Origin of the sequence: Hyalangium gracile (assembly GCF_020103725.1) — a bacterium.
Lineage (GTDB): Bacteria > Myxococcota > Myxococcia > Myxococcales > Myxococcaceae > Hyalangium > Hyalangium gracile.
The window spans coordinates 1-25,049 of the sequence record NZ_JAHXBG010000050.1 but is presented as its reverse complement, the minus strand read 5'-3'; the positions used below and the strand labels follow the sequence as shown (position 1 = coordinate 25,049).

Annotated in this window: 21 protein-coding genes and 1 pseudogene; 12 read left to right on the top strand and 10 right to left on the bottom strand. The window is 69.3% G+C overall.

What is annotated here, in order from left to right; all coding sequences use genetic code 11:
* On the bottom strand, positions 1-713 hold a 713-nt coding region (locus KY572_RS46430), incomplete at its 3' end, for a hypothetical protein (protein ID WP_224250248.1).
* A gap of 385 nt (positions 714-1,098) precedes the next feature.
* Here KY572_RS46430 and KY572_RS46425 point away from each other — a divergent pair.
* The gene (locus KY572_RS46425; protein ID WP_224250247.1) at positions 1,099-1,692 is read left to right on the top strand and encodes a DJ-1/PfpI family protein; all 594 of its coding nucleotides are present in this window, start codon (positions 1,099-1,101) and stop codon (positions 1,690-1,692) included.
* A 43-nt stretch (positions 1,693-1,735) separates the two neighbouring features.
* Here the strand turns inward: KY572_RS46425 and KY572_RS46420 are convergent, their stop codons facing one another.
* Positions 1,736-1,975, bottom strand: a complete 240-nt coding sequence (locus tag KY572_RS46420) for a hypothetical protein (protein ID WP_224250246.1) — start codon at positions 1,973-1,975, stop codon at positions 1,736-1,738.
* Positions 1,976-2,195: 220 nt separating this feature from the next.
* On the opposite strand from KY572_RS46420, the gene KY572_RS46415 reads away from it, so the two are divergent.
* Positions 2,196-3,446: a tetratricopeptide repeat protein gene (locus tag KY572_RS46415; RefSeq protein WP_224250245.1), complete on the top strand. Its 1,251-nt coding sequence runs from the start codon at positions 2,196-2,198 to the stop codon at positions 3,444-3,446.
* Here KY572_RS46415 and KY572_RS46410 read toward each other — a convergent pair.
* Positions 3,421-4,749: a M16 family metallopeptidase gene (locus KY572_RS46410; RefSeq protein WP_224250244.1), complete on the bottom strand. Its 1,329-nt coding sequence runs from the start codon at positions 4,747-4,749 to the stop codon at positions 3,421-3,423. The two genes, KY572_RS46415 and KY572_RS46410, sit on opposite strands and share 26 nt — an antisense overlap.
* The gene (locus tag KY572_RS46405; RefSeq protein ID WP_224250243.1) at positions 4,746-6,287 is read right to left on the bottom strand and encodes a sensor histidine kinase; all 1,542 of its coding nucleotides are present in this window, start codon (positions 6,285-6,287) and stop codon (positions 4,746-4,748) included. Before KY572_RS46405 ends, KY572_RS46410 begins: the two co-directional genes overlap by 4 nt.
* On the opposite strand from KY572_RS46405, the gene KY572_RS46400 reads away from it, so the two are divergent.
* Positions 6,268-7,914, top strand: a complete 1,647-nt coding sequence (locus KY572_RS46400) for a Kelch repeat-containing protein (protein WP_224250242.1) — start codon at positions 6,268-6,270, stop codon at positions 7,912-7,914. The two genes, KY572_RS46405 and KY572_RS46400, sit on opposite strands and share 20 nt — an antisense overlap.
* Positions 7,915-7,983: 69 nt before the next feature.
* Here the strand turns inward: KY572_RS46400 and KY572_RS46395 are convergent, their stop codons facing one another.
* On the bottom strand, positions 7,984-9,087 hold the full coding sequence (locus KY572_RS46395; protein WP_224250241.1) for a coiled-coil domain-containing protein: 1,104 nt from the start codon (positions 9,085-9,087) through the stop codon (positions 7,984-7,986).
* Positions 9,088-9,557: 470 nt separating this feature from the next.
* Here KY572_RS46395 and KY572_RS46390 point away from each other — a divergent pair, with 470 nt between their 5' ends.
* The 3 genes from KY572_RS46390 to KY572_RS46380 all read left to right on the top strand — a co-directional run bounded on the left by KY572_RS46390 (position 9,558) and on the right by KY572_RS46380 (position 12,299).
* Entirely contained in the window at positions 9,558-10,409 is an 852-nt protein-coding gene (locus tag KY572_RS46390; RefSeq protein ID WP_224250240.1) for a hypothetical protein, read from the top strand.
* A 77-nt stretch (positions 10,410-10,486) separates the two neighbouring features.
* Positions 10,487-11,296 carry a hypothetical protein gene (locus tag KY572_RS46385; RefSeq protein WP_224250239.1) on the top strand — a complete coding sequence of 270 codons (810 nt, stop codon included), beginning with the start codon at positions 10,487-10,489 and terminating at the stop codon, positions 11,294-11,296.
* 121 nt (positions 11,297-11,417) lie between these two features.
* Positions 11,418-12,299 (top strand): 2-oxo acid dehydrogenase subunit E2, encoded by an 882-nt coding sequence (locus KY572_RS46380; RefSeq protein WP_224250238.1) that lies wholly within the window; start codon positions 11,418-11,420, stop codon positions 12,297-12,299.
* 15 nt (positions 12,300-12,314) lie between these two features.
* On the opposite strand, the gene KY572_RS46375 is transcribed toward KY572_RS46380, so the two are convergent.
* Entirely contained in the window at positions 12,315-13,265 is a 951-nt protein-coding gene (locus KY572_RS46375; RefSeq protein ID WP_224250237.1) for a zinc metalloprotease HtpX, read from the bottom strand.
* Positions 13,266-13,344: 79 nt separating this feature from the next.
* Entirely contained in the window at positions 13,345-13,755 is a 411-nt protein-coding gene (locus KY572_RS46370; protein ID WP_224250236.1) for a hypothetical protein, read from the bottom strand.
* A gap of 161 nt (positions 13,756-13,916) precedes the next feature.
* On the opposite strand from KY572_RS46370, the gene fni reads away from it, so the two are divergent.
* Genes fni through KY572_RS46345 form a run of 5 tightly spaced genes read left to right on the top strand, consistent with a single transcriptional unit; the run spans position 13,917 to position 19,369 of the window.
* The gene (fni, locus tag KY572_RS46365) at positions 13,917-14,975 is read left to right on the top strand and encodes a type 2 isopentenyl-diphosphate Delta-isomerase (RefSeq protein ID WP_224250235.1); all 1,059 of its coding nucleotides are present in this window, start codon (positions 13,917-13,919) and stop codon (positions 14,973-14,975) included.
* Between the two features lie 41 nt (positions 14,976-15,016).
* On the top strand, positions 15,017-16,348 hold the full coding sequence (locus tag KY572_RS46360; RefSeq protein ID WP_224250234.1) for a hydroxymethylglutaryl-CoA reductase, degradative: 1,332 nt from the start codon (positions 15,017-15,019) through the stop codon (positions 16,346-16,348).
* A gap of 11 nt (positions 16,349-16,359) precedes the next feature.
* Complete coding sequence (gene mvk, locus KY572_RS46355; protein ID WP_224250233.1) at positions 16,360-17,292, top strand: mevalonate kinase; 933 nt, start codon at positions 16,360-16,362, stop codon at positions 17,290-17,292.
* A gap of 8 nt (positions 17,293-17,300) precedes the next feature.
* Positions 17,301-18,290: a diphosphomevalonate decarboxylase gene (gene mvaD / locus KY572_RS46350; RefSeq protein ID WP_224250232.1), complete on the top strand. Its 990-nt coding sequence runs from the start codon at positions 17,301-17,303 to the stop codon at positions 18,288-18,290.
* The gene (locus KY572_RS46345; RefSeq protein WP_224250231.1) at positions 18,290-19,369 is read left to right on the top strand and encodes a mevalonate kinase family protein; all 1,080 of its coding nucleotides are present in this window, start codon (positions 18,290-18,292) and stop codon (positions 19,367-19,369) included. Before mvaD ends, KY572_RS46345 begins: the two co-directional genes overlap by 1 nt.
* Before the next feature lie 6 nt (positions 19,370-19,375).
* Here the strand turns inward: KY572_RS46345 and KY572_RS46340 are convergent, their stop codons facing one another.
* A complete protein-coding gene (locus KY572_RS46340) occupies positions 19,376-20,410 on the bottom strand; it encodes an aldo/keto reductase (protein ID WP_224250230.1) in 1,035 nt (344 codons plus the stop codon).
* Positions 20,411-20,509: 99 nt separating this feature from the next.
* On the opposite strand from KY572_RS46340, the gene KY572_RS46335 reads away from it, so the two are divergent.
* Positions 20,510-21,412, top strand: coding sequence for a LysR family transcriptional regulator (locus KY572_RS46335; protein WP_224250229.1), 903 nt, complete (start codon positions 20,510-20,512; stop codon positions 21,410-21,412).
* A 225-nt stretch (positions 21,413-21,637) separates the two neighbouring features.
* Here KY572_RS46335 and KY572_RS46330 read toward each other — a convergent pair whose 3' ends face one another.
* Together KY572_RS46330 and KY572_RS46325 are read right to left on the bottom strand one after the other, a co-directional pair.
* Complete coding sequence (locus KY572_RS46330; protein ID WP_224250228.1) at positions 21,638-23,890, bottom strand: putative metal-binding motif-containing protein; 2,253 nt, start codon at positions 23,888-23,890, stop codon at positions 21,638-21,640.
* Positions 23,891-24,089: 199 nt separating this feature from the next.
* Positions 24,090-25,049 (bottom strand): annotated as a pseudogene (locus tag KY572_RS46325) (putative metal-binding motif-containing protein); the annotation flags it as partial.

Sequence of the window (25,049 nt, the reverse complement as noted above, 5' to 3'; positions counted from 1 at the left end):
GCCGGAGTCATCCGCGCCGTGGGCATTGGCCCCGCCTCCGCGCCTCCCTGCACGTACGTCAGCTCCGCGCCCAGCACTGGCTGCTCCGGAGCGCTCCAGCTCCGCAGCCGCGTCTCGAACGTGGAGAGCAGCGCCGAGGCGTCACCCCCTCGGCCAGGCAGCAGGTGCCAGGACAATCGGTCCGAGAAGGAGTCCCCGCCACCTCGCAGCGCTGTTGCCGCACGCCGCGCCAGCTCTTCCGCCTCGGCGCTTCGCTCCTTCAGGAGGGCTCGTTCTCGCTCAAGGCGGGCGAACAGCTCCTCCTGCTGAGGTGCGCCCTTCAGCAGCGTCTCCACCGCGTCGAAGTGGCGCATCGCCGCGTTCCGGCTCTGCGAGAGGGTCGAGGAGAGCAGCTCCGTCCGCTCGGCGGCGCTCCGACAGGCGTTCAGCGTCTCCGCCGAGTCCGCTCCCCCTGGCAGGAGCCGTGCCCAGAAGCCCGGCGGCTCCGCGCACAGGGCCCTCGCCGAGTTCAGCATCTCCAGGGTACCCGTCGGGGCCAGGTGCTGCTCCGAGGCCCGGTGCCTCGCACGCTGCTCCTCGAAGCGGCGCGTTCGCTCCTGGAGCGTTTGCATGTCCACCTGCACTCGAGGAGGTGGCGGCGTGAGGTCCACCTCTCGCGAGGCGGACGGGGTGGACGGCAGGGCGGCGAGGACAATGAGCAGGACAGGGACCATGAAGTGCCTCCCAGGCCCCGGGAGTCAGGACGGGGCTTGAGGTGGCTCCCCCCTGTGCAAGCCCCGGGCCCTCCCGGATTCCAAGGGGAGGCCTGCTCAGCGACGGAGGGGGAGTCCAGCTTCGTAGACGGTGCAGTCCACGGAGGTGGACTCCCCTCGGTCCTGGCCGAGAGTGTGGGCACCTTGTCCTTGTGGCTACCCCCGCCCCGGTCCACAGTGGGACCATGGAGCGAGTGCCTCAACCTGTCCGACAGGTAGACCAGTGCTCGGAGCGCTCCGCCCGGATCGCGCCCCCGGCCTCGGTGCCCATGGTCGGCTCCCGCACCTGCGCACCAGTCCCACTGCCCCGCGAGCGCTTCCGCGCTCCCAAGAGGAGAGTCTCGTCATGACCCGGATTGGAATCGTGCTGTTCGATGGCGCCGAGGAGCTCGACTTCGTCGGCCCCTGGGAGGTCTTCACCATGGCCGCCAAGGAGGAGGGCGTGGACCTGGAGGTCTTCACCGTGTCTCGCGAGGGCACCGCGGTCCGCTGCGCCAAGGGGATGCGCGTGCTCCCGGATCATTCCTTCTCCAGCGCGCCTCGGATGGACGTCGTGCTCGTCCCGGGAGGGGAGGGGCGCAAGCGCGAGATGCATGACGAGCGGATGCTCGGATGGCTCCGTGCTCGGGGCGCCGAGGCCTCCTGGATCACCAGCGTCTGCACCGGCGCCTTCCTGCTCCACGGCGCAGGGCTCTGCTCGGGCCGCCGTGTGACGACGCACTGGCAGGCCATCGAGGAGCTCCGCGCCCGCGAGGGCCTCACCGTCCTCGACGACGTCCGCTACGTTCGCGATGGCAACGTGGTGACCGCCTCCGGGGTGTCCGCCGGCATCGACATGGCCCTGTGGCTCGTGGGCCAGCTCTGGAGCCCCGCCGTCGCTCGCCGCGTGCAGCGGCACATGCAGTACGAGCCCGCGCCTCCCTACGCCGCGGAGACCTGAGCGAGCCGCTCCTCACGCTCCCGCGACGCAGCGCGGCGCAGCGTCAGGCGGCGGGCTCCAGCACTTCCTCCAGTACCTCGCTCACGCCCGGAAGCTGAGCGAGCAGCTCGAACTCGGCGTCCTGGAGCAGCGACACCCGGCGTCCCTGGATTCGCTCCATCTGCAGCTCGATGCGCGTCTGCCCGTCCGGGCCCACCTGGCGGAAGAAGCGCGCCCGGCTGCCCTCCTTGTGACAGGCCATGATGTCCCGCTGCAGGCTCTTGAGCCGGCGAGACACCTTCATCGCCGACCGCCCCTCCGGTGTGTCGAAGGTGTGGAAGTGGCGGTTTCGCGAGAGCGGTCGGGTCGGGTCATGGAGCCTCTCCACGAGGCGCCGCACGAAGGGGTCCATCGACGGGGGAGGATAACATCCGGTACCCTGCCGCTCACCGATGCATTTGCGAATTCTGCGGTTGACTGCGTTCCTTCCGCTGCTTCTCCCGGTTGCCTGCAAGGACCCGGAGATGGCGGCCGTCCAGGCCCGGGCCGAGACCTACGACTCCCGGATCGCCGAGGGGCGGACCTTCCTCGCCGCCAACCAGCCCGAGCGCGCTGCCAAATCCTTCCGCGCCGCCGCCAGCCTTGCTCGCGAGAACGTGGAGCCTCTGCTCCTCGTCGCCGAGGCCCAGCGCGCCGCCGGCAATGACGCCGCCGCCGTCCTCGCCCTCAAGGAGGCCGAGGCCATTGCCCCCGGGAACGATCCCGCCATCCAGAAGCAGATGGTGGATCTCTTTCTCCAGCAGGGCCACGTCGAGGAGGCCATCTCCACCCTCGTGGCGCTCCGCGACAACGAGCAGCTCTCCGACAAGGAGATCCTCGCGCTGGCCCGGCTCCAGGCGCGCAACGGAGATACCCAGGCCGCCATCAAGACGCTGGAGGTCATCCAGACCCAGCGCCCGGACGATGTCGAGGCCAAGGTCGTCGAGGCGGAGATCCTCCTCATCCGGGGAGAGGAGCTCCTCGCCGCCAAGCTCATGGACCGGCTCATCGAGGAGAACCCCGGCCTCATCGAGGCGCACCTGCTGCGCGTGCGCTACTTCCTCAACAGCGGCTACCCCGAGGTGGCCGAGCAGGACATCGCCACCATCACCGGCAAGGACGCCAAGCGCCCTGACGTCGTCCTGCTCCGCGCGCGCATCCTCACCAAGCTCGAGCGCCATGAGCAGGCCGCAGAGGCCCTCACCCAGCTCGTGGAGGAGCACCCCGACAACAGCGACGCGCTGGGCATGCTCGCCGAGGCCAAGCTGAACCTGGGCAAGAGCAGCGAGGCGCAGGAACTCGTGTCGAAGGTGCTGCGCCTGCACTCCAACTCCCCCCGCGCCCTCTACGTCCGCGGCCGCGTCCTGGAGTCCCAGGGCGACAAGCGCGGCGCCGAGGAGAACTACGATTTCGCCCTCACCGCCGATCCCCGCTTCGCTCCCGCGCTCTCCCGCAGGTGGCGCATGCAGCAGGAGGCTGGCGACAAGGCCGCCGCCGTGAAGACGCTCGAGCGGCTCTACAGGCTCGGCGAGGCCTCGCTCGAGGAGAAGGTGGCGCTCGCGGAGATGTACGCGCAGAACAAGACGAACTCCGAGCGCGGCCTCAAGATCGTCGACGAGCTGCTCAAGCGCGAGCCGGGCAACCCCAAGTACGTCGCCCTCAAGGCCGCGCTCACCCCGGCTCCCGTGAAGAAGAAGTCCTCCGGCCCCATCATCTTGCGCGGCGGCCGGAAGTAGCGGCCTTCGGGGCTCCCGAGGGCAGCCCCTCCGCCAGCTCCACCACGCGCTCCAGCGCCTTGATGCCCTTGCGCTGGCCCACCGCCACCACCGTGAGGTTCTCGCGCGTGAAGTAGCGCCGCGCCACCTCGCGCACGTGCGCCACCGTCTCCGCGTCCACCAGATCCGCGCGCTGGCTGAAGGACTCGGGCCGGCGGAACAGCTCCGTGCTGCCGAACCAGGCGGCCAGCTCCGCCGGCGAGTCCTCGGAGAACTCCAGCAGCATCCGGTGCCTGCGCTGGGCGCGCGCCAGCTCCTCCGCCGAGATCCCCTCCGCGCAGAGCGTGGCCAGCACCCGCAGCACCTCCTCCACCACCCGCGAGGCCTTCTCCGGCGCGCTCGCCGCGTCGATCTCGAAGACGGCCGCGTCGTGGAAGACATCCATCCCCGCGCTCAGCGAGTAGGCCAGCCCCCGCTTCTCCACGACCTCGAAGGGCAGCCGCGACGACAGTCCGTCGTCCAGCACCCGGCGGATGATCTGCAGCGCCGGGTAGTCCTCGTGGTGCTCCGGAACGATGCGGAAGCTGATGCGGAACTCCGTCTGCGACTCCTCGTGCGGCACGAAGTGCAGCCGAGGCCCTGGCAGCGTCAGGGCAGGGGCCTTCTCCGTGGTGGCGGGGCCCTTCGGCAGGCGCGCGAAGGCACGCTCGGCCAGCTCCAGCACCTCGGGGTGCCTCACCCGTCCCGCCGCCGTCACCACCAGGTTGCCCGCCACGTAGTTGCGCGCGAAGTGCTCCAGCACCTGGGCATGGGTGAGCGTCGACACGGAGTCGCGCGTGCCGCCGATCTTCATCGACAGCGGGTGGTCCGCGAACAGCAGCTGCTTGGACAGGTTGTCCAGGTCGATGTCCCGACCCTTCTCGTCCACCTCGTCCAGGATCTCCTCGAGGATGATCTGCCGCTCCACCTCCATGTCGGTGAGCCGTGGACGGGTGAGCATGTCCCCCACAATCTCCATCCCCACGTTCAGGTGATTGGGGTGTAAGGAGGTGTAGTAGAAGCCCTGGTCTCGGGTGGTGACGCCGTTGAGGTTGCCGCCCACCTCCTCGACGGCGGCGTTCATCTTCACGGTGTCCGGCCAGCCCTCGCTTCCTCGGAAGAAGAGGTGCTCCAGGAAGTGGCTGACGCCGTTGTTGAGGGGCGTCTCGTGGCGGCTGCCCGTGCGCACGTACACGGCCAGCAGCGCGGTGTGAAGGTGGGGCGTCTCGACGGTGACGACGCGCAGCCCGGAGGGCAGCACGTCCCGGTAGGGTGTGAAGCTCATGCGCGGGGGAGCCTTAACACGAAGGTCGTCCCCTCGCCGGGCTGACTCTGACAGGCGAGTGTGCCCCCGTGCGCCTGCAGTATCTGCTGGCTGACGGAGAGCCCCAGCCCCGTGCCGCCCTCCTTGGTGGAGAAGAAGGGCTCGAACAGCCGCTCGCGCACCACCTCCGTCATGCCCCGGCCCGTGTCCTGGACGGTGATCTCCACCTCCTTCTCCAGCCCTCGGGTGGACACGGTGAGGCGCCCGCCGTCCGGCATGGCCTCCCGGCTGTTGCGCAGGAGGTTGAGGAAGACCTGGCGCAGCTGCCCCTCGTCCGCCAGCACTGGCGGGGTGTCCGGAGCGAAGTTCCGCACCACCTCCACGCCCGCGCGCTCCAGCTCCTCCCGAGCGAAGTCCAGCACGCCGCCCAGCACCTCCGTCACATCCTCCGACACCAGCGTCGGCTTGGGCGGGCGCGCCATGCGCAGGTACTGCTCGGTGACGTCCGTGAGCCGATCCACCTCGCGCGTCACCGCGGTGAGCAGCTCCTGGGCCTCGTGCTTCTCCTCCTCGGTGCTGAAGCTGGCGCGGGCCAGCGCGTCTCCGATCATCTCCACGTTGAGCCCGATGGAGGACAGCGGGTTGCGCACCTCGTGCGCCACCTGGGCGGAGATGCGGCCCACCGCCGCGAGCTGCTCGGCCCGGGCCAGCGCCTCGGCCTGGGCCTTGAGCTGGGACTCGCGCGCCTGGAGCGAGCGCGCCATCGCGTCGAACTCCCGGGCCAGCACCGCCACCTCGTCTTCGCCCTGCACGCCCAGCTGCGCCGTGTAGTCGCCCTTGCCGATGCGGGACACACCCTCGATGAGCGTGCGCACCGGCCGCAGCGTGCGCGCCGACAGCAGCGTGGCACCCAGCCCCACGCCCACCGCTACCAGCGAGAGCGTGATGATGGCCAGCCCCGTGCGCCGCTCGTGCTCCTCGGCGCGATCCACGCGCTCGCGGATGCGGTTGTCCAGGATGGTGCGCAGCGCGCGCAGCTCGCGGCCGATGCTGGCCTCCACCTGCCGCAGCTCCGTGGTCGACGCCGCCACCTGCGCCCGATCCAGCTGGTCCGAGGCCAGCACCGTGAACACCGCCTCCGCCGTGCGCCCGTGGGCGGTGTACTGCTTCTCCAGCTCCTTGAAGCGAGTTTCCAGCTCCCGCACGAAGGCCAGCTCGCTCTCCGGAGCATAGGTGAGGATGTCCCGTGCCGTGGCCCGCGTGGTGGACAGGCGCTGGGAGATCAGCTGGGGGGTGTACATCCGCGCCAGCCGGATGAGGGCGCGCCGCGTCTCCACGTTCTGCTCGTCCACCAGGCGCTCGGTGTCCTTGCCCTGGCTGGTGTGGAACGTCTCCAGCGCCGCCGCGTCCTGGGAGAGCTGCAGGTAGCCCTGGCTGACGAGCCGGATCTCCTGCTGGTTGCGGTGCAGCTCCGCCACGCTGAAGAGCGACACCGCTCCGAAGGTGACGAGCACCACGGCGTAACCCAGGAAGATGCGCGTGGCGAGTGAGAGCTTCATCACGGAGAGTCAGGCCCCCAAGGGCTGGCTGTCATCGCTACGCTCGCGCCGGCCCGAGCGCAAGCTGATACCGTGGCTGGGCATGTGGCCTCATCATTCTCGCACCGCCCTCCTAGCGGCCGTCCTGGCCCTCGCTCCCGCGTGTCAGGAGCAGGGGGCGGCTCCCCGGCTCCAGCTCATTACCTCCGCGTGCGAGGGGCCCCGCCCCCTGGAGGGTGTCACCCACCTGCGCCTGCGCGTCACCGGGGAGGGGCTGGACACTCCCATCGAGCGCATCACCCCGGTGGACATCCGGCCCGAGGACATCCCCGTCATCCCCCCTGGGGCCCGCCGGGTGCTCGAGGTCCGCGGCTACACGGGTGAGCCCAGCAGCGCGGGCTCGGTGGTCTCCGTGGGGCGCTCGGTGCCCTTCGAGATGCCGGAGCAGGGGGCCCCCTCCGCACCCGTGCGCGTCACCCTGCGCCGCATCAACACCTTCGTCGGGGTGGAGAGCTCCCTGGTTCCGGGCTCCTGTCTGGATCTGACCGAGCCGCGCGCCGGGCACACGGCGACCCTCCTGCCCGACGGCCGGGTCGTCCTCGCCGGCGGGGTTCGGGTGTCGTCCGAAGGGCAGACGGAGACGCTCAGCTCCGTCGAGATCCTCGATCCCCAAGCCGGGACGCTCACCCACCTGCCGGATCCGGGGCTCGGGGGAGCGGTACGGCGGGCGTTCCACACCGCCTCGCTGATGCTGGATGGCCGCGTGGCCCTGGTCGGTGGGGAGTCCCAGCTTCTGGGGGAGCTCGCGATCCCGCTGCGCACCGCGGTGGTGTTCGATCCGGCGACGGAGCGGGTCCAGCAGTTCGACCTGGCCGTGGCCCGCTCCCGCCATGCGGCGGCCACCGACATCACCGGTCGCATCCTCGTGGTGGGCGGAGTCGGAGCCGATGGCCTGGTGGTCTCGAACCCCGAGGGCGTCGAGCCTGCCGCGGGCCGGAGCTTCACCGTTCCCACTCCCGTGCCCCGCCTGGGGGCGGCCGTGGTGACACTCCCGGACAACCAGCGCATCGCCGTCATCGGCGGCTCGGATGGGAACGAGCTCTCGCGCGAGGTGCTGACGTTCTCCTTCAGCGGGGGCACCTACTCCCTCAGCAATCCGCTCGTGCTGCTGCGCCAGGCACGACGCGACGCGGCGGCCACGCCCTTCGCCGAGGGGCAGAAGCTGCTCGTGACGGGGGGCTACTCCCTGCCTGGCAACCCGGAGGACAACCCCAGGCCGGTGTCCGCCTCGGAGCTCATCGACTTCCAGGCCCCGACGCCCACCCTCAGCGCGGGGCCGTCCATCGTGGCCCGGGGAGACCTCTGCGCGGTGAGCCTGCCGGGGGGCCGCGTTCTCACGGCGGGAGGCCGGAGGGTGGCCTCCGAGGCCGGGTTCGAGAGCAGCGGCGTCGTCGAGCTCATCACCCCCACTGAGAACCTGACGGGCGGCGTGCTGGGAATGGTGCCGGTGGCCCCTGGGCGCCACCTGCACACCTGCACGACGCTGCCGGATGGCTCGGTGCTCGTCGCGGGCGGGCTGGCGAGCAGTGGCCAGACTTCGCGGCTCGCCTCCGGGCTGTACCTCTTCATGCCCGTGCCGCGTGACTGAGCGCTGAGACACGAAGGCCCCTCGTCCCGGGTGGGAGGAGGGGCCTCGTGGGTGCTGCTGGCACGAAGATCAGGCGCCAGGCGACGCGGACTTGTCGGCCTCGGCCGCGGCCGTGGTGGCCTCGCTCGAAGCGGCCGGAGCCTCGGTGGACTCCGCGGGCTTCGCGGCCTCCGGCTGGGCCTGAGCGGCGGCCCGCTGGGCCTCCGCCGCCGCGCGCTCTCGAGCCACCTCATCGGTGCGCTGATCGCTGGCGGCCATCTCGTCCGGCGTCAGCTCGGTCCGGTCGGCCATCATGCCCGTCTTCTTCTCCAGGTCCCTGATGGCGCGGCGCAGCAGGTCCCGCTCCAGCAGCGCGCGGTTCATGCGCTTCTCCAGGGCCCTGTACTTGTCCTTCTGCAGATCCAGCTCGCTCTTGGCGGCGGCGAAGATGCGCTGCTGCGTCTCGCTCTGCCCCTTCACCCGGCGCAGCTCACGCTCCAGCTCGCCCGCCCGGCTGCGCTCCTTGTTCGCGGTGTGCTCCAGCCGCTCCATCTTCTCGCGGTCCGCGTCGTTCAGCTCGCGGTAGCGGCGCTGGCCCCGGTCCTTCTCCGCGGCGGGCTGCTCGGCGGCCGGCGTCACCTGGACCGCCGCCATCACCACGCGCTCACCCTCCTGCGCCGGAGCGGAGATCTGCCCCGTCGCCGGAGCGCTGGCCTCCGCGGTCGGGGCCGCTGGAGCGCTGGAAGCCGCTGGGGCGCTGGGGGCCGCGGGCTGGGGCGCCGGGGCGCGACGCTGACGGGCACCGCCGCCCTGCTCGCCGCGCAGCCGCTCTACCTCGGCCAGCGCGTTGGCCAGCTCCACCCGCACCATCTCCAGCTGCACCGAGGCCTGGCGCTCCGTCTCGGCGCGGGCCTTGAGCAGATCGCGCTCACCCTTCTCGGACTCCTTCTGCTCGAACAGCTTGCGCTTGGTCTGCTTGAGCTGCTCCTTCACCTCCTGGAGCTGTGAGCGCTGCTCGTCGAGCTCCTTCTGCTTGCGCTCGAGCTCGGACTCGGCGCGGGCGCGAGCCTTGGACGCGTCGTCCAGCTCTCCCTTCACGGTCGGAGTCGGGACGGAGGCTCGGTTCGAGCCGAAGAGCAGCATGCCGAGGGTGACGGCAAAGCCGATGGATACGAGGATGAGGGCAACCAGCACGAGTACGACCTCCACTAGAGGCTGCAAAAAAAGCGCCGCAGCCTAACTTCCAGCGCCAGCACGTCAATACCTGTGTAACCCTCGTGCGCGGTTCCCCGGCCGCGTGCCCTGCAGCCGCCCATGCGGGCGGGCGAGGCATCGAACCCGGCTCGAATGCTGGGGCCTCGCGCGACCCGCCAGGGGTGTGTCTGGCGGAACCCAGGAGGGCGTGGTCTCGCTCGCTTCAGCGGGCTCTACTGCGCCATGGCTCCGCGCTCGTACGAGCAGGCGGAGGGGAGGTCCACATGCGTGTGGGGGCATTCCACCTATGCTCGTCCCGCGCGGCTCTCTGGGGATTGGTCCTGGGACTCTGCGGGCTGCTTGCTGGCTGTGCCACCGGCGGGGCAGCACAGCAGGGGCACGGCGCACTGGCCGGACCTGGGCCTGGTGGGGCGCATCCCGGTGTACGGCGTCCGCGAGTCCTTCGGGCAATGAGCGATGGCCCGGCCAACGGTGGGGAGGCGGTGGGGCAGGGATACAACGTTCCGGGGCGTCGCCCGGACTCGCAGGCTCCCTGGGAGTTCTTCCTCGGTAACGCGGCGCACCGGTTGATTGCCTACATGTACAAGGTCAACCACCCGGGCCGCCTGGCGTACTTCAACACCAAGACGCTGGCCGACATCCTGGCCACCAGTGGCGTCGGTGATCCGTCCCGACTGCTCCCTCATGAGCGATATCTGCGCCCGGACATCACGGACACCTCGGCTCTGAGCCTCTTCGAGATCAAACCTTGGGGAGATCGTGGCCTCATGGAAGGGCGCCAGGAGGTGCGGACCTACCTCACCGCGGTGAACCGGGCTGTCGTGGCAGGCACCAGCTTCATCGGCGGCACGGGCTTTCAGGGCCAGCTGCTCATCCGGTTCGCACGGGGGCAATACATCTGGCGGTTGGAGTGGCAGACCCCGGAGCCAGGGATCACGCAATACAGATGGACACGAAGCCAGCAGCGCTTCGAGTCAGAGCAGGAAGCGTATCGAGCAGGGCAGTGGGTGGAGCTGACTGTCGAAGAGATGCGGCAGTACGGTGGGTGGGTCGGGCAGGCTGCCGAGGGGATGGTCTCGCGTCGAGAACAGCTCGCCACGTTGAGCGAGGTGGTGGGCATCTTCATCGACATCGTCGGTACTACCGCGACAGGGGCCTTCTCGGGCGCAATCTTCGGCAGGATGGGGTCAGGTCGAGGAGCGCAGCCACCGACCCAGGGAGGCGGACAGGTCATCCCGCTTCCACGGAGAGTCCCGCCCGCGTCGCCGCCAGCGCAGGTGCCCCCGGCCGTAGGGATGTGATGCGGCAAGAGCACGGTCGGTCTCAGCCCGCGGCTGCCACTTCCTGAGGCACGGCGCGCTCTGGTAGGACGCGCATCATGGAGACCGGGCAGCCCTTCCCGCTTCAGATGCCGTCCTTTCTTCAGGGCGCGCTCGCCTCCGTCTCACGCAAGGCTCGGAAGGAGGGCCAGCGGTGTGGCGCGCAATACCTCAAGGACGGCTCCTTCCCGTCCGCGCGTGAGCTGATTTCCATCCCTCCCGGCGAAGTGGTGATTGCCCATGAGGTGGTGGATTTTCAGCGTGAGCAGCTGGGCTGGCGGCTGTACATGATGTCCAGCGTCATGAGCGGTCTTTATGAGGCCGCGGACTGGCAGAATGTGTTCCAGGTCAGGGATGCCTACGAGGCGTTCTGTCGCGACACCCCATGGGGCGCGCTGTACTTCGCCATCTCGCCCACGGGCCCCGCGAGTGCCGAGCGGACGGCACTCCGCCTTCGGGCCGCCCTGCGCTTCTGGGAGCCACTCCAATCCGCGAGATACCTCTTCACCTCGCCCCAGCGCGCCCTCAGCCTGGAGGATTTGATGATGGCTGCCTGCGGCTGGGCGGTGGAGGCATGGTGTCCCACGGGAGATGGATCGGTTCGTGAACGGCTGGCGCTGGCAGCGGAGCGGATGGCGCGAGCGAGCCGGGATGACAGCGTGGAGGCCATTCTCCGGCAGCTTCCCCGAGCGCTCGCGCAGGAGTCTGGCTTGAGGCACAGGGAGGTGCTGGCGGACCCGGCGTTTCAGAGGCAGCAGCTCGCCGCGCTCGATGGAGAGGCTTTCGCGCACGTGTCCGCGGCCTGGACGGCTCCGCTCATCCGGCAGCTTCACCTCTGGGATCGCCAGCTCGAAACGCACCCGGCGTGAAGCGCTCCGCCGGCACGAGGGGCGGGCGACCCGCCGAGCCTTCCTGTCACCTGGGGACTTCCTGCGGGCCGGGAAACTCGGCGATGCTGGGAGACTCGCCCTGCCACGAGGTCACCGCGTCATGCCGCATCTGGAGCTGACCCCCAAGACGGACATCTCGAGCTTCCGCAAGCTGGCCATCGGCAGCTGGAAGACGACCTACGATCCCACCGTCTACGGCACCCTCACCGTGCGGATGGACAAGGCCCTGGCCTACATCGAGGCCTTCCGCCAGCGCACCGGCATCCGCCTCACCGTCACCCACCTGATGACCAAGGCCATGGGCGAGGCCCTGCGCCGCTGCCCCGAGGCCAACGCCATCCTGCGCTACAACAAGATCTACCTGCGCAAGCAGGTGACGATCTCCGCGCTCGTGGTGCAGACCGACGGCGGGAAGGTGGACCTCACCTCGGCCAAGATCGACCACGCCGACTCCAAGAGCCTGCGCGACATCGCCCTGGAGATGGAGGAGGCCGTGCGCCGCGTGCGCGAGCGCCGGGACGTCGCCATGGAGAAGGGCAAGGGGACCATCCAGAAGATCCCGTACATGTTCCTCAACCTCTTCACCTGGCTGATGGGCTTCCTCATGTACACGCTCAACCTGGACATGAGCGGCATCGGCATGCCCAAGGACGCCTTCGGCTCCATCATCATCACCAACGTGGGTTCGCTCGGCCTGGACACCGCCTACGTGCCGCTGGTGCCCTACACCCGCGTGCCCATCTTCGTGGCCCCCGGCGCCGTGAAGGAGGCCCCCGTCGTCGAGGACGGGAAGATCGTCGTGGGCAAGGTGATGAACATCAACGCGTCCTTCGATCACCGCTTCATCGACGGGTTCCACGCCGGCGTCCTCGCCAACACCCTGCGCGAGCTGCTGGAGAACCCGTTCGAGAAGTTCGACTCCCTGGACGCGCTGCCCGCGGCCCCGGAGGCTCAGGTCGAGCCCATCAAGGCCGCGGGCTAGCTCCCCGCGCCGCCGCTAGAAGCCCGGCCGCCAGGACCGGGCGCTCATCGCCTGCAGGCGCCGCACGCGCTCGGGGATCGGCGGGTGCGTGGAGAACAGCGACATGATCGCCCCGCCCGACAGCGGGTTCACGATGAACAGGTGCGAGGTGGCCGGCGCCCTGTCGTAGGGCATCAGCTGCGCGCCGCGCTCCAGCTTCATCAGAGCGCTCGCCAGCGCCTCGGGATCGCCGCTCAGCTCGGCACCCGTGGCGTCCGCGCCGTACTCGCGCGAGCGGCTCACCGCCAGCTGCAGCAGCGTGGCCGCGATTGGCGCCACCAGCAGCACGCCCAGGCTCGACAGCGCGCCCGCCAGGCCGCCCTCCTCGTCGTCGTCGCTCCGGCTCAGCAGCGAGCCGCCGAACCAGAAGAGCATCTGCGCCGCGTAGCTGATGACGCCCGCCAGCGTGGCCGCCACCGTGCCGATCAGCGTGTCCCGGTTGCGTACGTGCGCCAGCTCGTGCGCCAGCACGCCTCGCAGCTCACGGCGATCGAGGAGCTCCATGATGCCGGCCGTCACCGCCACCGCGGCGTGCTTCGGGCTGCGGCCCGTGGCGAACGCGTTGGGCGTGTGCGTGGGCAGCAGGTACACCTTCGGCTTGGGCATGCCCGCGCGCCCGGCCAGCTCCTCCACCATCTCGTGCAGCCACGGCGCCTGGCTGCGCTCCAGCGGCTGGGCCCCGTGCATGGCCAGCGCGATCCTGTCGCTGAACCAGTACGAGACGAAGTTCATCACCACCACGAAGAAGCCCGCGAAGGCCAGGCCCCTCGCGCCGCCAAGCTTCTGACCGATCAGCAGCACGAGCGCCGTGAGCCCGGCCAGCAGCACCGTCGTCTTGAGCGCATTGCCCAGACGGTGCCAGCCGCTTCCTCGCAGCGGGGCCCCTCCTCGAGGGGACGTGTCATAGGTACTGCTGTAGTAGGACATGGTGTGCTGTGTCGCTCCCTTCTTGTGCTCTCGGGAACGTAAACAGGCACCGGGCCCCGTCAATCCAATCGGCCCGACCTCACAGGTAGAAGCGATCGACGACTCCAGCGGTCCTCTGGAGGATGGCAGTCCAGCCTACCCAGCCATCGATCGTCTGCTTGTCTGCTACCGGCTCGCCCCCGAGCGCCGCCAGGGAGCCCGTGCACCCCTGGACCGTACACAGGCCCGACTCGCGCAGGTGCTCCAGCAGCGTGCGCAGCGTGGGCATGCGCCGCGTCTCGAAGCGGTCGGCCACGTCCTCGCGCGGGGGCTGGAAGTCCGGCTCGTCCAGCCGATCCTCGAGGAAGCGCTCCAGGGCCCACCAGAAGAGGTACACCTCGGCGCGACGCCCGGTGGCCACCGCCGCGGCGGCGATGGACAGGCCCTGGTGGACCCGATCGTAGTCTCCGCTGTGGAGGAAGACGGCCACCTTCGGGGGCGAGGTACTCACGCCACCTGCTTACCGCTGGGCACCCGGGCTCGTCCATTCAGGCGCCGCCGCCGACCGCTCCCCCCCTTTGTCTTGCGCCGGCCCCACCCAGCTTGCTAAAAAATCCCCGACCATTCAGGCACTTAGCCGTACTTCTGCCTGAAAACGAGGGTTCGGGCTTCATGGGTGATCAGATCACAGCCAACCGCAAGGATGCCCACCTCGATTTGTGTGCCACCGGAGATGTTGAGCCAGCGCAGAACAGCACTCTGTTGGAGTGCGTACGGCTGGTGCACTGCGCCATGCCGGAGATGAACGTCGACGACGTGGATCTCTCCACGCCCTTCGTCGGCAAGACGCTGCGCTACCCGCTGCTCGTCACGGGGATGACAGGGGGCACCGAGCGGGCAGGGCAGGTGAACCGGGATCTCGCCCAGCTGGCGGAGCGGCACGGCCTGGCCTTCGGCGTCGGCAGCCAGCGCGCCATGGCCGAGTCCAGCGCGCGCGCGGTGACCTATCAGGTCCGGGACGTGGCGCCCACGGTGGCCCTGCTGGGTAACATCGGCCTGTACCAGGCCGTGCAGATGGGCGTGGACGGGGTGCGGCGGCTGGCGGAGGCCATCGGCGCGGACGCCATGGCGCTGCACCTGAACGCCGGCCAGGAGCTCAGCCAGCCCGAGGGCGATCGCGACTTCCGCGGCGGCTACGCCGTGGTGGAGTCGCTGGTGAAGGCCTTCGGAGAGCGGCTGCTGGTGAAGGAGACCGGGTGCGGCATCGGCCCGGAGGTGGCGCGCCGGCTGGCCGATCTGGGCGTGCGCAACATCGACGTCTCCGGGCTGGGTGGCACCTCGTGGGTGCGCGTGGAGCAGCTGCGCGCCTCGGGCCAGCTCGCGCAGCTGGGCGCCGAGTATTCGAGCTGGGGCATTCCCACCGCCGCGGCCACGGCGTCAGTGCGTCGCGCCGTGGGCCCCGAGGTCCGCCTGGTGGCGTCGGGAGGCATCCGCACCGGGTTGGAGGTTGCCAAGGTGCTCGCGCTCGGCGCGGACCTGGGAGGCATGGCCCTGCCGCTGTTCCGAGCCCAGCAGGAGGGCGGGTTGGAGGGCGCCGACAAGGCCCTCCAGGTCATTCTCGCGGGGCTGCGCCAGGCGCTCGTCCTCACGGGCAGCAGAAGCTGCGCTGAACTCAGGCGCAAGCCGGTGGTGATGACGGGGGAGTTGAAGGATTGGCTCGCGGCACTGTAGAGGGGCGCTCGCTGCCCGTTGATGTTTGGGAAGGTAATGACATGTCTGACATCGTGACATCCAGGCTCGCAGGGTTCCACAAGCTGCCGATGGAGGAACGCCTCGCGAAGCTGGGGCAGATGTTCCGCCTCGAGGAAGACGAGGTGGAGGCGCTGCGTGGCGTGGGCGCGCTGCAGCCGGTGCTGGCCAACCAGATGATCGAGAACGCGGTGGGCACGTTCTCGCTGCCGCTGGGGCTGGGGCTGAACATGATGGTCAATGGGCGCGACTACATCGTGCCCATGGCCGTGGAGGAGCCCTCCGTGGTGGCCGCGGTGTCCTTCGCCGCGAAGATTGTCCGAGAGGCCGGTGGCTTCACCGCCGAGGCCGACACCTCGATGATGATCGGCCAGGTGCAGGTGACGCGCTTTGGCGATCCGACCGAGGCCTCCGCGAAGATCCTGGACGCCAAGGAGGAGATTCTGGCGCTGGCCAACAGCTTCCACCCGGCGATGGTGGCTCGGGGCGGTGGAGCCAAGGACGTGGAGGTGCGCCTGCTGCCGGCGCCCGAGGGCCCGCGCGGTGAGCCGCTGCTCATCGTCCACCTCATCATCGACACGCAGGAGGCCATGGGGGCCAACCTCATCAACACCATGGCCGAGGGCGTGGCGCCCTTCATCGAGCAGCTGACGGGCGGCAAGGTGTACCTGCGCATCCTGTCGAACCTGGCGGACAGGCGGCTGGCGCGCGCCATGTGCCGCATCCCGGTGCCGCTGCTGGCCGACTTCGAGATGTCCGGTGAGGCGATCGCCGAGGGCATCGCCCAGGCCAGCCGCTTCGCGCAGGCCGACCCGTACCGGGCGGCCACGCACAACAAGGGCGTGATGAACGGCATCGACTCGGTGGCGATCGCCACGGGGCAGGACTGGCGGGCCATCGAGGCGGGGGCGCATGCCTTCGCGTGCCGCGAGGGCCAGTACCGGCCGCTGTCCACCTGGTACCTGGAGGAGGGGCACCTGGTGGGGCGCATCGAGCTGCCCATGGCGCTAGGCACGGTGGGCGGGCCCATCAAGGTGCACCCCAGCGTGCAGGTGGCGCTGAAGCTGATGCGGGTGAGCTCGGCGCGCGAGCTGTCGATGGTGATTGCCGCGGTGGGGCTGGCGCAGAACTTCGCGGCCCTGCGAGCGCTGGGCAGCGTGGGCATCCAGAAGGGCCACATGGCGCTGCACGCGCGGTGCGTGGCGGTGACGGCGGGGGCTCGGGGCGAGCTGGTGGAGCGCATCGCCAACGAGCTGGTGAAGGTCGGCCACGTGAAGGTGGAGAAGGCTCGAGAGATCATCGCCGCGCTGGCTGCGGCGGATGAGATGCAGTCCCCCCCGGTGACGCCGGGCTAGGCCCCTCGTTTATGAATCCACGGGCGACGCCCCTGGTGGGCTTCGGTGCGGGCAAGGTCATCCTGCTGGGCGAGCACAGCGTGGTGTATGGGAACCCGGCGCTCGCGGGTCCCCTGAGCTACGGGGTGACGGCGCAAGGGGTTGCGTCCAAGCGCTGCCAGCTGGTGCTGCCGTCGACGCTCAGCCGGCCGCAGAAGGCGCTTCTGACGCGGGCCTTCCAGCGCGCGGCGGGGCTGGTTCGTACCCCTGGCGTGAAGGTGAGCCTGGAGTCCGAGCTGCCACTGTCCATGGGGCTGGGCAGCTCGGCGGCGCTGTCGGTGGCGTGCTGCCGGGTGCTGCTGAAGGCGGCCGGGCGGGAGGACGCGCCGCGCGAGGTGGCTCGGCTGGCGCTGGAGATGGAGCAGGAGTTCCACGGCACTCCCTCCGGCGTGGACCACACCACGAGCGCAGAGCAGAAGCTCATCCTCTACAAGCGACTGCCGAACCAGTCCTCGGGGCGGGTGCGGGCGTTGAAGAGCCCTCGGCCGCTCAAGGTGCTGGTGGTGCTGGTGGGCGAGCGCAGCCCCACGAAGAAGACGGTGGCGGCGCTGCGCGAGCGGCAGGCGCGGTGGCCGGGGCGCTATGGCCGGCTGTTCCAGCAGATCGGCACGCTGGCCCAGGAGGGTGCGAAGGCGGTGGAGGCGGGAGATCTCGAGGCGCTGGGGGACGCGATGAACGTCAACCAGGGCCTGCTGGCGGCGCTGGGGCTGTCCTCGCCGCCGCTGGAGGAGATGGTGTACCGGCTGCGCGCCATGGGGGCTCTGGGCGCGAAGCTGACGGGGGCGGGTGGCGACGGAGGAGCCGTGATTGGACTGTTCCTCGAGCCCGAGCCGGCGGTGGCGAAGCTGCTGGAGCTCGGGGTGCGGTGTTTCAGCAGTCAGCTCGCGGGACCGCGGGCTCTGTGAGTGCTTCCATGAAAGCGACGGCCCTGGCGCATCCCAACATCGCCCTGGTGAAGTACTGGGGGAAGCGGGACGAGGCGCTGATTCTTCCTCATCAATCGAGTCTGTCCCTGACGCTGGCGCCCATGTCCGTCACCACGACGGTGGAGTTCGGCGCGACGTCCTCGGACCACGTGGAGATCAACGGCCACACGGCGAAGGGCAGCGAGCGCGAGCGCGTGCTGCGGGTGCTGGAGGTGGTGCGGGCGGAGAAGGGCGGGGCGCTGGGGCCCGCGAGGATGGTGTCTCGCGGAGACTTCCCGGCGGCGGCGGGGCTGGCGAGCAGCGCGGCGGGCTTCGCGGCGCTGGCGGTGGCGGCCCGGGCGGCGGCGGGGCTGCCGGAGGATGCGAAGGCGGCGAGCATGCTGGCGCGGCTGGGCAGTGGCTCGGCCTGCCGCAGCGTGCAGGGCGGCTTCTGCGAGTGGCGGCGGGGCGAGCGGGAGGACGGGACGGACAGCTACGCGGTGCAGCGCTTCGATGCGGGGCACTGGCCGGAGCTGCGCATGGTGGTGGCGATCCTCAACCGCGACGAGAAGGAGGTGAAGTCGCGGGACGGGATGAGGCACACGGTGGAGACGAGCCCGTACTACCCGGCGTGGGTGAAGGACGCGGAGGCGGAGGTGCCTCGGGCGGTGGAGGTGATCCAGCGCAAGGATCTGCAGGCGCTGGGGGATTTGTCGGAGCGCAACGCGTGGAGGATGCACGCGACGTCGCTCGCGGCGGAGCCACCGCTCTGCTACCTGCACGCGAACACGCTGGGGCTGATAGAGCACCTGCGCGAGCAGCGGAAGAAGGGGATGCCGGTGTGGTTCACGCTGGACGCGGGGCCGAACCCGGTGCTGCTGACGGACGCGGCGCATGAGGTGGCGGCCGAGGCGCTGGCGCGGGCCTGTGGCGCGGTGGACGTGGTGCGGTGCGTGCCGGGCGGGGACGCGGTGCTGAAGAGCGAGCACCTCTTCTGATGGAACGGGCACTGTCCGCGCCAGGCAAGCTGTTCGTCTCCGGTGAGTACGCCGTGCTGTGGGGCGGGGTGTCGCGGGTGGCGGCGGTGGCTCCGCGGACGGCGGCCTTCGTGCGGAGGCGGAAGGATGCGCGGGTGCACGTGTGCCTGGAGGAGGGCACGCTGAAGGGGAGCGCCACGCCCAAGGGCGTGCGGTGGGAGGGGGAGGTGCCGGCGGGCTTCGCGTTCGTGGCTCGGACGCTGGATGAGGCGCTGCGGGCGCATGGGAGGCAGAGCGTGGGCTTCGAGCTGGCGGTGGCTCCGTCGGCGGTGGGGCCTGGAGGGCTCAAGCTGGGCATGGGCGGCAGCGCGTGCGCCACGGTGCTGGCGGCGGACGCGGCGCGGTTCATCCTGGAGGACAAGTTCGACACGCTGAAGCTGGCGCTGGTGGCGCACTCGGCGGGGCAGGGAGGGAAGGGGAGCGGCGGGGATGTGGCGGCGAGCTTCGCTGGAGGTGTGCTGCGCTACCGGCGGTATGAAGTGGCGGCGCTCCTGGCGGCATCGAACATGGGTGGCTTCCGGGCGGCGTTGATGGAGGCTTCGCCGGTGGATGTGTGGCGGCTGCCTCCGCCGAAGGTGGCGCTGGCGTACGCGTTCACGGGCGAGAGCGCTTCCACGCGGGTGCTCATCTCGCAGGTGGAGGCGCGGCTGGACGAGGCGGCCCGGGCTGAGTTCGTGGCTCGCTCGGATGCGCTGGGGCATGAGATTGAGGCGGGGCTCAGTGGCGGGGACTTCCGTGCGTTCAAGGACGCGGTGACCGCGCAGCAGGCGCTGTTGCAGGAGCTGGGGCCGACCGAGACGGAGGCGATGCGGCGGATTCTTGCGATTGCCGCGTCCTACGGATGCGCGGGGAAGCAGTCTGGCGCGGGAGGCGGAGATGGGTGCATCCTCTTCGCCCCGAATGCGCAGACGCGCGACGAGCTGATGAAGGGGCTGGAGGCGCGTGGCTTCCACTCGATGACGCTCGAGGTGGAGCAGGGGCTGCGCGGTGAGGGCCAGGCGGATCCACGGCTGCGCGCCTGGCTCGATGCCCACGCTTGAGACCTGCTACGCGGCGGGAGCGGTGCCGAGCGCCTTGTCCGTGGCTTGATCGCTCACCACCTTCGTGAACCAGGTCGGGTAGTAGGCCGCGTGAGGGCTCTGCTCGTCGAGCTGGCGGAGCTCCTCGGTGCTCAGGTGCACGTTCAGCGCGCCCAGGTTGTCCTCGAGCTGGTGAGGCTTGCTCGCGCCGAGGAGCAGGGTGCTCACGCCCGGCTTTGCCAGCAGCCACGCCAGGGCCACCTGCGCGACGGACGCCTTGTGCGCGTCGGCGATGGGCCGCATCGTCTCGATGAGCCGGAAGCCCGCCTCCTTGTCGAAGGGCAGGAAGTCAAAACCCGAGAGGCGGTTGTTCTGATCCTTGAGGCTCTCCCGGGTGTACTTCCCGCTCAGGAACCCACTTGCGAGAGGGCTCCAGATCATCGTCCCGATGCCCGCGTCCTGCACGAATGGCAGTACCTCGTGCTCCAGGTCCCGGCCCACGAGCGAGTAGTACATCTGGGCCGTGATGAAGCGTGCCCAGCCGTGTCGCTCCTGGAGCCCCACCGCCTTCGCCGCCTGCCACGCGGACCAGTTCGAGTAGCCCACGTAGCGTACGAGGCCCCGCCTCACGAGCTGGTCGAGCGCCTCCAGCGTCTCCTCCAGCGGTGTGTGCGGATCGAAGCGGTGGACGATGTAGAGATCGATGTAGTCCGTTCCGAGCCGCTTCAGGCTCGCCTCGGCCGAGGCCAGGATGTGGCGCCGCGACAGGCCCGTGTGGAGCAAGTCCTTGCCCGTGCGCATTCCCACCTTGGTAGCGATGACCACGTCCTTGCGGCGCTCGCCGAGGATGCGCCCGAGCATCCGCTCTGACTCGCCGCCCGCGTAGGCATCCGCCGTGTCGAAGAAGTTGATGCCCGCCGCGAGCGCCCGGTCCACCATTGCTCGCGCGTTCTCCTCGCCCACCTTGTAGATGGCCGGGATGTCGCCCGAGCCGAAGGTCATCGCGCCGAAAGCGAGCCGAGAGACGACGAGCCCCGAGTTCCCAAGTCGCGTGTACTGCATGGTCGTTTCCTCCGTGTGGATGCACGAAGGAAGATGCGCCTCTTCGATTCGAAAGACTACGTGCAAGCTGGTACAAGGGCCTTGAAGGGAACCTTCAAGATGCGTCTCACCCAGCTCAATGGCCTCCTCGCGTTCGTGACCGTCGCGGAGCGACGCGGCTTCTCCTCGGCTGCTCGGGCGCTCGGTGTCTCGCCCTCGGCGCTGAGCCAGGCCATCCGGAACCTCGAGGCCCGTGTCGGGGTTCCGCTCTTCGTGCGCACGACGCGCAGCGTGAGCCTGACGGAAGCGGGGGAGCGCCTGCTCGCGCGTGGAGGGCCGAGCCTGAGAGAAGCGCTGGCCGCCGTGGAGGACGCTAGCAGTGGCGGTGACGCGGTGGTCGGACGCCTGCGCCTGTCAGTCCCTCGCATTGCCGCGCCCGTCGTCATCGAGCCGGTGCTTCCCATTCTGCGCCGCGAGTATCCGCAGCTCTCGATTGAGATCAGCGTGGACGACCGCTCCGTGGACATCGTGGCTGAGGGCTTCGACGCGGGCATCCGCCTGAGTGAAGCATTGGAGCGGGACATGGTGGCCGTCCGAGCCTCTCCTCCGTTTCGCTTCGTCGTCGTGGGGGCACCGTCCTACTTGGAGGCACGGGGGATGCCCCAGGTTCCCAAGGATCTACTTACGCACGAGTGCATCGGCTACCGTTCGCTGACGACCGGGACGCTCTACCAGTGGGAGTTCGAGCGGCGTGGCCGGGAGCAGCAGGTGGCCATTCGCGGCTCGCTCGTCTGCAACGATGCGAGCCTCATGATGCGCGCGGCGGTTGCCGGGCTGGGGCTTGCGTACGTGAACGAGCAGGTAGTCGCTGGGGACGTTGAGGCAGGCCGGCTGCGGGTGGTGCTCGGAGACTACGCACCCGAGGTGCCCGGCTTCTTCCTGTACTTCCCCAGCCGTGCGCAGAAGCTCCCCAAGCTCCGCGCGTTTATCGACGCGGTCCGCTCCATTCCTGGGACTACGTAGGCCAGAGGAAGTCTTTTCGCGACTTCTGGCAGAGGCCGCGCCACCTGAAACGGGCTGGGGACTTGAGTCTGCCCTCTCGTCCGGTCTGCCCTCCTGGCGGGCGAAACCTGTCCGAACTGGTCTGCTTGTCATACCAGTTCGCTACCGGTTCGCTCACACGGGGCGTGCATCGCGTCTGACATACTTGGGCGGCAGCCGTGATGTCGGGCGCCAGCGCAAGCTGCGTCAGGGGCAGTCCGGAGTTACCTTGGGGCTGAAGTCGCAGCCGGTGTTGTCGGTGGTGTTGCAACTCGGATGAATGTCGCAACTCTCGAAGCCGCGCACATGGATGACGCCCACTCCACCACCCGCGCCACCGCCTCCCGCCAAGTCGATACTGTTGCCCCCCATCTTTGCACTCACTCCCTCCGCGCTGCCGTCCCCACCCGGAGCGCCACGCCCACCCTTGTCAGGGCAGTGGGCGGGGGCATTCGATGACTCGGAGCCATCGACTCCATGGCTCCCGGTATGCCCTCGGTTGATGGAGTCTCCACCCTCAGCGCCGCTGCCGCCGTTGGCAGTGAGTCGGGCCCGATTGGTGAGTTCCAGGTGGAACGCCTCCAGTAGCAAGCCCCCTCCACTGCCGCCGCCGCCTCCTCCTCCCGCCACGGTTTGGAAGCCTCGTCCGCCTTTCCCACCCCCTCCACTGACGGAGACCCAGTGCTCCACCCGGAGCGTGCCGCCCACGGAGAGCTGCACAGCCCCGCCGCCCGCTCCTCCCACGCCTCCATTTGAGGCGTTGTTCGCCGCTCCTCCAGTTCCTCCCGCGCAGCCGCCGACCAAGGGCACCAACGTGCTGCTCAATGCGGTGCCAGCGGTGCCGCCCGCCAGGTTCGAGTCGTTCTTGCCGCCCACGGCGCCTACGTTCCCAAAGCCACCGCCACCGCCACCGCTTCCTTCTCCACTGGAGAAACCACCGGGACCGCCTGTCTGAGAGCCGCAGCTGGCACGGTTGCCGCCCGCGCCCGGCACGTCCATGTCCGCGTCGGCCAGTAGGGCTCCGGAGAGCGTGGCGTTGCCGTACACCGCGAGGATGACCGGCCGGGTGCCCCGCAGCTTCAGGGCATTGCCCGCCCCGATGCGGAAGTTGCGGATGGGCACCACCACGTAGTCGCCGACGACCTTGACGGGAGGTACCGGCGGGAAGGTGCACCCCGCCGGTGCGCTGCCTCCCAGCGTGCCCGAGTCGAAGATGACTGGGTCGGCCGGAGTACCGCAGGTGATCTGGAAGTCCATGCCGCGCTCGGCGACCGGGATGGCGTCCGGATCGAAGTTGCTGGGAACGTAGGGGAAGCCGCTGCAGACGCCATCCGGACGGCACACGCCACTGCGGTCCGCCGTGGTGCACTGCGTGTAGATCTTCGAGACATCCACGCTGTTGACGCAGGTGGCATCCCCCGGGCAACCGGGCCTCTCGGCACGGTGGCACGTGTCCTTCGGCACACAGGAGGGAAGGGGCTCGCCATCGCAGGAGCCCATGCCATTGCAGCGGTCGTTCTGCGTGCAGGCTTTGCCGTCGTCGCAGCTCACCGTGGCGGGCTTGGGGGTGTAGGAGCAGGCGGCCGTCATCTTGTCGCAGGTGCCGGTGCTCTCGTAGCAGGTCATATTCGGCGGGCTGTTGCAGGTGACTGAGTTCGTCCCCTTGCACGAGGCATCCAGGCCGCACTGGTCGCCTGACGTGCAGGCATCTTCGTCATCGCACGTCTTGTCCGGCAACTGCTGGGTGTGGACGCACTCGCCCGTGGCGGGGTTGCACACGGACTCGTTCGTGTAGCAGACGAGGTTGGGCGGCTGGCACGTCTTCAGGGTCCCCACGCACTCGACGGTCGAGTTCGCCGCCAGCTGGCAGCGGTCTTCCAGCGTGCACAGGTTCTTGTCATCACATGCATTGTTCAGGCACTCGCTGTCCGCGCACGCAACGGCGTCATCACAGTCCATGTCTCGCGTCCCTGTGCAGACCTCGGGCTGGCCTGGATGAACTTTCGCGTCTTTGTCGTCACAGTCCGTCCCCGCCACCTTGTCGGTCTTCAGGATGTGCTTGTCACCATCATCGTCCTGGGCCAGGAGATCGAAGTGGAGTTCCTTGACACCCTGCTTTGGGACCTTGACGGGCAAGGTGTGTCGCTCCAACTCGGTGCCGGAGCAGCTTTCACCCTTAAAGGACTTGAATGATGTTACCTCTATGAGCAGATCTCGCGTCCACTCCGCCTTGCGGAACACCGCGACGGTGATGACCGGCGCCCCATCCGGGTTCTTGAAGGTGCTCTGAGGAATATGTGTTTCCGTTGAGTGCTCCTTGGAGTCCGAAGCGGAGACACGGACGCACGCGGGAGTGTACGAGCCATAGGTGATGGAGACCCGCACCGCACCTTCGTCCGGCCCATACTCACGGCATGCGGAAAGGATGAGCAGCAGCCCGAAGAAGCAAAGACGGTTCATGAGAGTGCCTGGCGCACGACTGGAATTGCCAGGCTAGAGACCGCGCGGAATCGGGGCGATACCACCCAGGGAGTACGCTCTCTCGACTCCAGGGCGCGCAGTATCGTACCCGGTCGTCACCGGTGCATGCGCTGACGCGCCTGGCTGGATCCAGACTGTGCACGGCGCCTGCTCGGCCGTGCCCGCTACGGCTTCCCGATCAGGGGCAGACCGGTGTCACCTTGGGGCTGATGTCACAGCCGTTGCTATCGGAGGTGTTGCAGCTCGGGTGAATGTCACAGCTGCCGATGCCGCGCAGGCGGATGACACCCATGCCACCGCCACCGCCACCGCCGCCACCGTTGTTGGGCCCATCTGCCGGTGTGCTTGGGCCTCCGCCCTCGGCGCCGCCTTGTCCACCCGGAGCACCGTTTCCCCCTCCATCAGCGCCTGGTGCCGGGTCCTTGGAGGACTGTGAGCCATCATTCCCCTGGGCTCCCGTCCTCCCACTGCTATCTCCGCCCTCGGCTCCGCCTCCACCATTCGCGGTGAGCCGAGCCTGGTTGTTGAGCTCCAGCCGGAACGCCTCCAGCAGCAGACCTCCGCCACTTCCGCCACCTCCTCCGCCTCCCGAGTTGTTTGAGGAGCCTGTGCCTGCCCTTCCTCCACCGCCGCTGACGGAGACCCAGTGCTCCACCCGGAGCCTACCGCCCACGGAGAGTTGCACGGCCCCGCCGCCTGCCCCCCCACCGCCTCCATTCGAGGTGTTGCTCGCCGTGCCTCCCGAGCCTCCCGCGCAGCCACCGACCAGTGGCACCAGCGTGCTGCCTACCGCTGCACCCGAGGTGCCGCCCCCCGTGTTCGAGTCGTTCCTTCCACCTGCGGCACCTGCGGTTCCGAAGCCTCCACCGCCGCCTCCACCTGCCTCTCCATTCGAGAAGCCACCGTTGCCACCATTCTGTGGGCCGCAGCTGGCGCGATTGCCGCCCGCGCCCGGTGTGTTCATGTCCGCGTCGGCCAGCAGGGCACCTGAGAGCGTGGCGTCGCCATACACCGCGAGGATGACCGGACGAGTGCCTCGCAGCTTCAGGGCATTGCCCGCCCCGATGGTGAAGTTGCGGATGGGCACCACCACGTAGTCGCCGACGACCCTGATGGGAGGTACCGGCGGGAAGGTGCA

Coding starts and splice junctions, on each gene's coding strand:
- KY572_RS46425 (WP_224250247.1), top strand. CDS start 1,099: ATGACCCGGATTGGAATCGTGCTGTTCGATGGCGCCGAGGAGCTCGAC.
- KY572_RS46420 (WP_224250246.1), bottom strand. CDS start 1,975: ATGAAGGTGTCTCGCCGGCTCAAGAGCCTGCAGCGGGACATCATGGCC.
- KY572_RS46415 (WP_224250245.1), top strand. CDS start 2,196: ATGGCGGCCGTCCAGGCCCGGGCCGAGACCTACGACTCCCGGATCGCC.
- KY572_RS46410 (WP_224250244.1), bottom strand. CDS start 4,749: ATGAGCTTCACACCCTACCGGGACGTGCTGCCCTCCGGGCTGCGCGTC.
- KY572_RS46405 (WP_224250243.1), bottom strand. CDS start 6,287: ATGAAGCTCTCACTCGCCACGCGCATCTTCCTGGGTTACGCCGTGGTG.
- KY572_RS46390 (WP_224250240.1), top strand. CDS start 9,558: ATGAGCGATGGCCCGGCCAACGGTGGGGAGGCGGTGGGGCAGGGATAC.
- KY572_RS46385 (WP_224250239.1), top strand. CDS start 10,487: ATGGAGACCGGGCAGCCCTTCCCGCTTCAGATGCCGTCCTTTCTTCAG.
- KY572_RS46380 (WP_224250238.1), top strand. CDS start 11,418: ATGCCGCATCTGGAGCTGACCCCCAAGACGGACATCTCGAGCTTCCGC.
- KY572_RS46375 (WP_224250237.1), bottom strand. CDS start 13,265: ATGTCCTACTACAGCAGTACCTATGACACGTCCCCTCGAGGAGGGGCC.
- fni (WP_224250235.1), top strand. CDS start 13,917: ATGGGTGATCAGATCACAGCCAACCGCAAGGATGCCCACCTCGATTTG.
- KY572_RS46360 (WP_224250234.1), top strand. CDS start 15,017: ATGTCTGACATCGTGACATCCAGGCTCGCAGGGTTCCACAAGCTGCCG.
- mvk (WP_224250233.1), top strand. CDS start 16,360: ATGAATCCACGGGCGACGCCCCTGGTGGGCTTCGGTGCGGGCAAGGTC.
- mvaD (WP_224250232.1), top strand. CDS start 17,301: ATGAAAGCGACGGCCCTGGCGCATCCCAACATCGCCCTGGTGAAGTAC.
- KY572_RS46345 (WP_224250231.1), top strand. CDS start 18,290: ATGGAACGGGCACTGTCCGCGCCAGGCAAGCTGTTCGTCTCCGGTGAG.
- KY572_RS46340 (WP_224250230.1), bottom strand. CDS start 20,410: ATGCAGTACACGCGACTTGGGAACTCGGGGCTCGTCGTCTCTCGGCTC.
- KY572_RS46335 (WP_224250229.1), top strand. CDS start 20,510: ATGCGTCTCACCCAGCTCAATGGCCTCCTCGCGTTCGTGACCGTCGCG.
- KY572_RS46330 (WP_224250228.1), bottom strand. CDS start 23,890: ATGAACCGTCTTTGCTTCTTCGGGCTGCTGCTCATCCTTTCCGCATGC.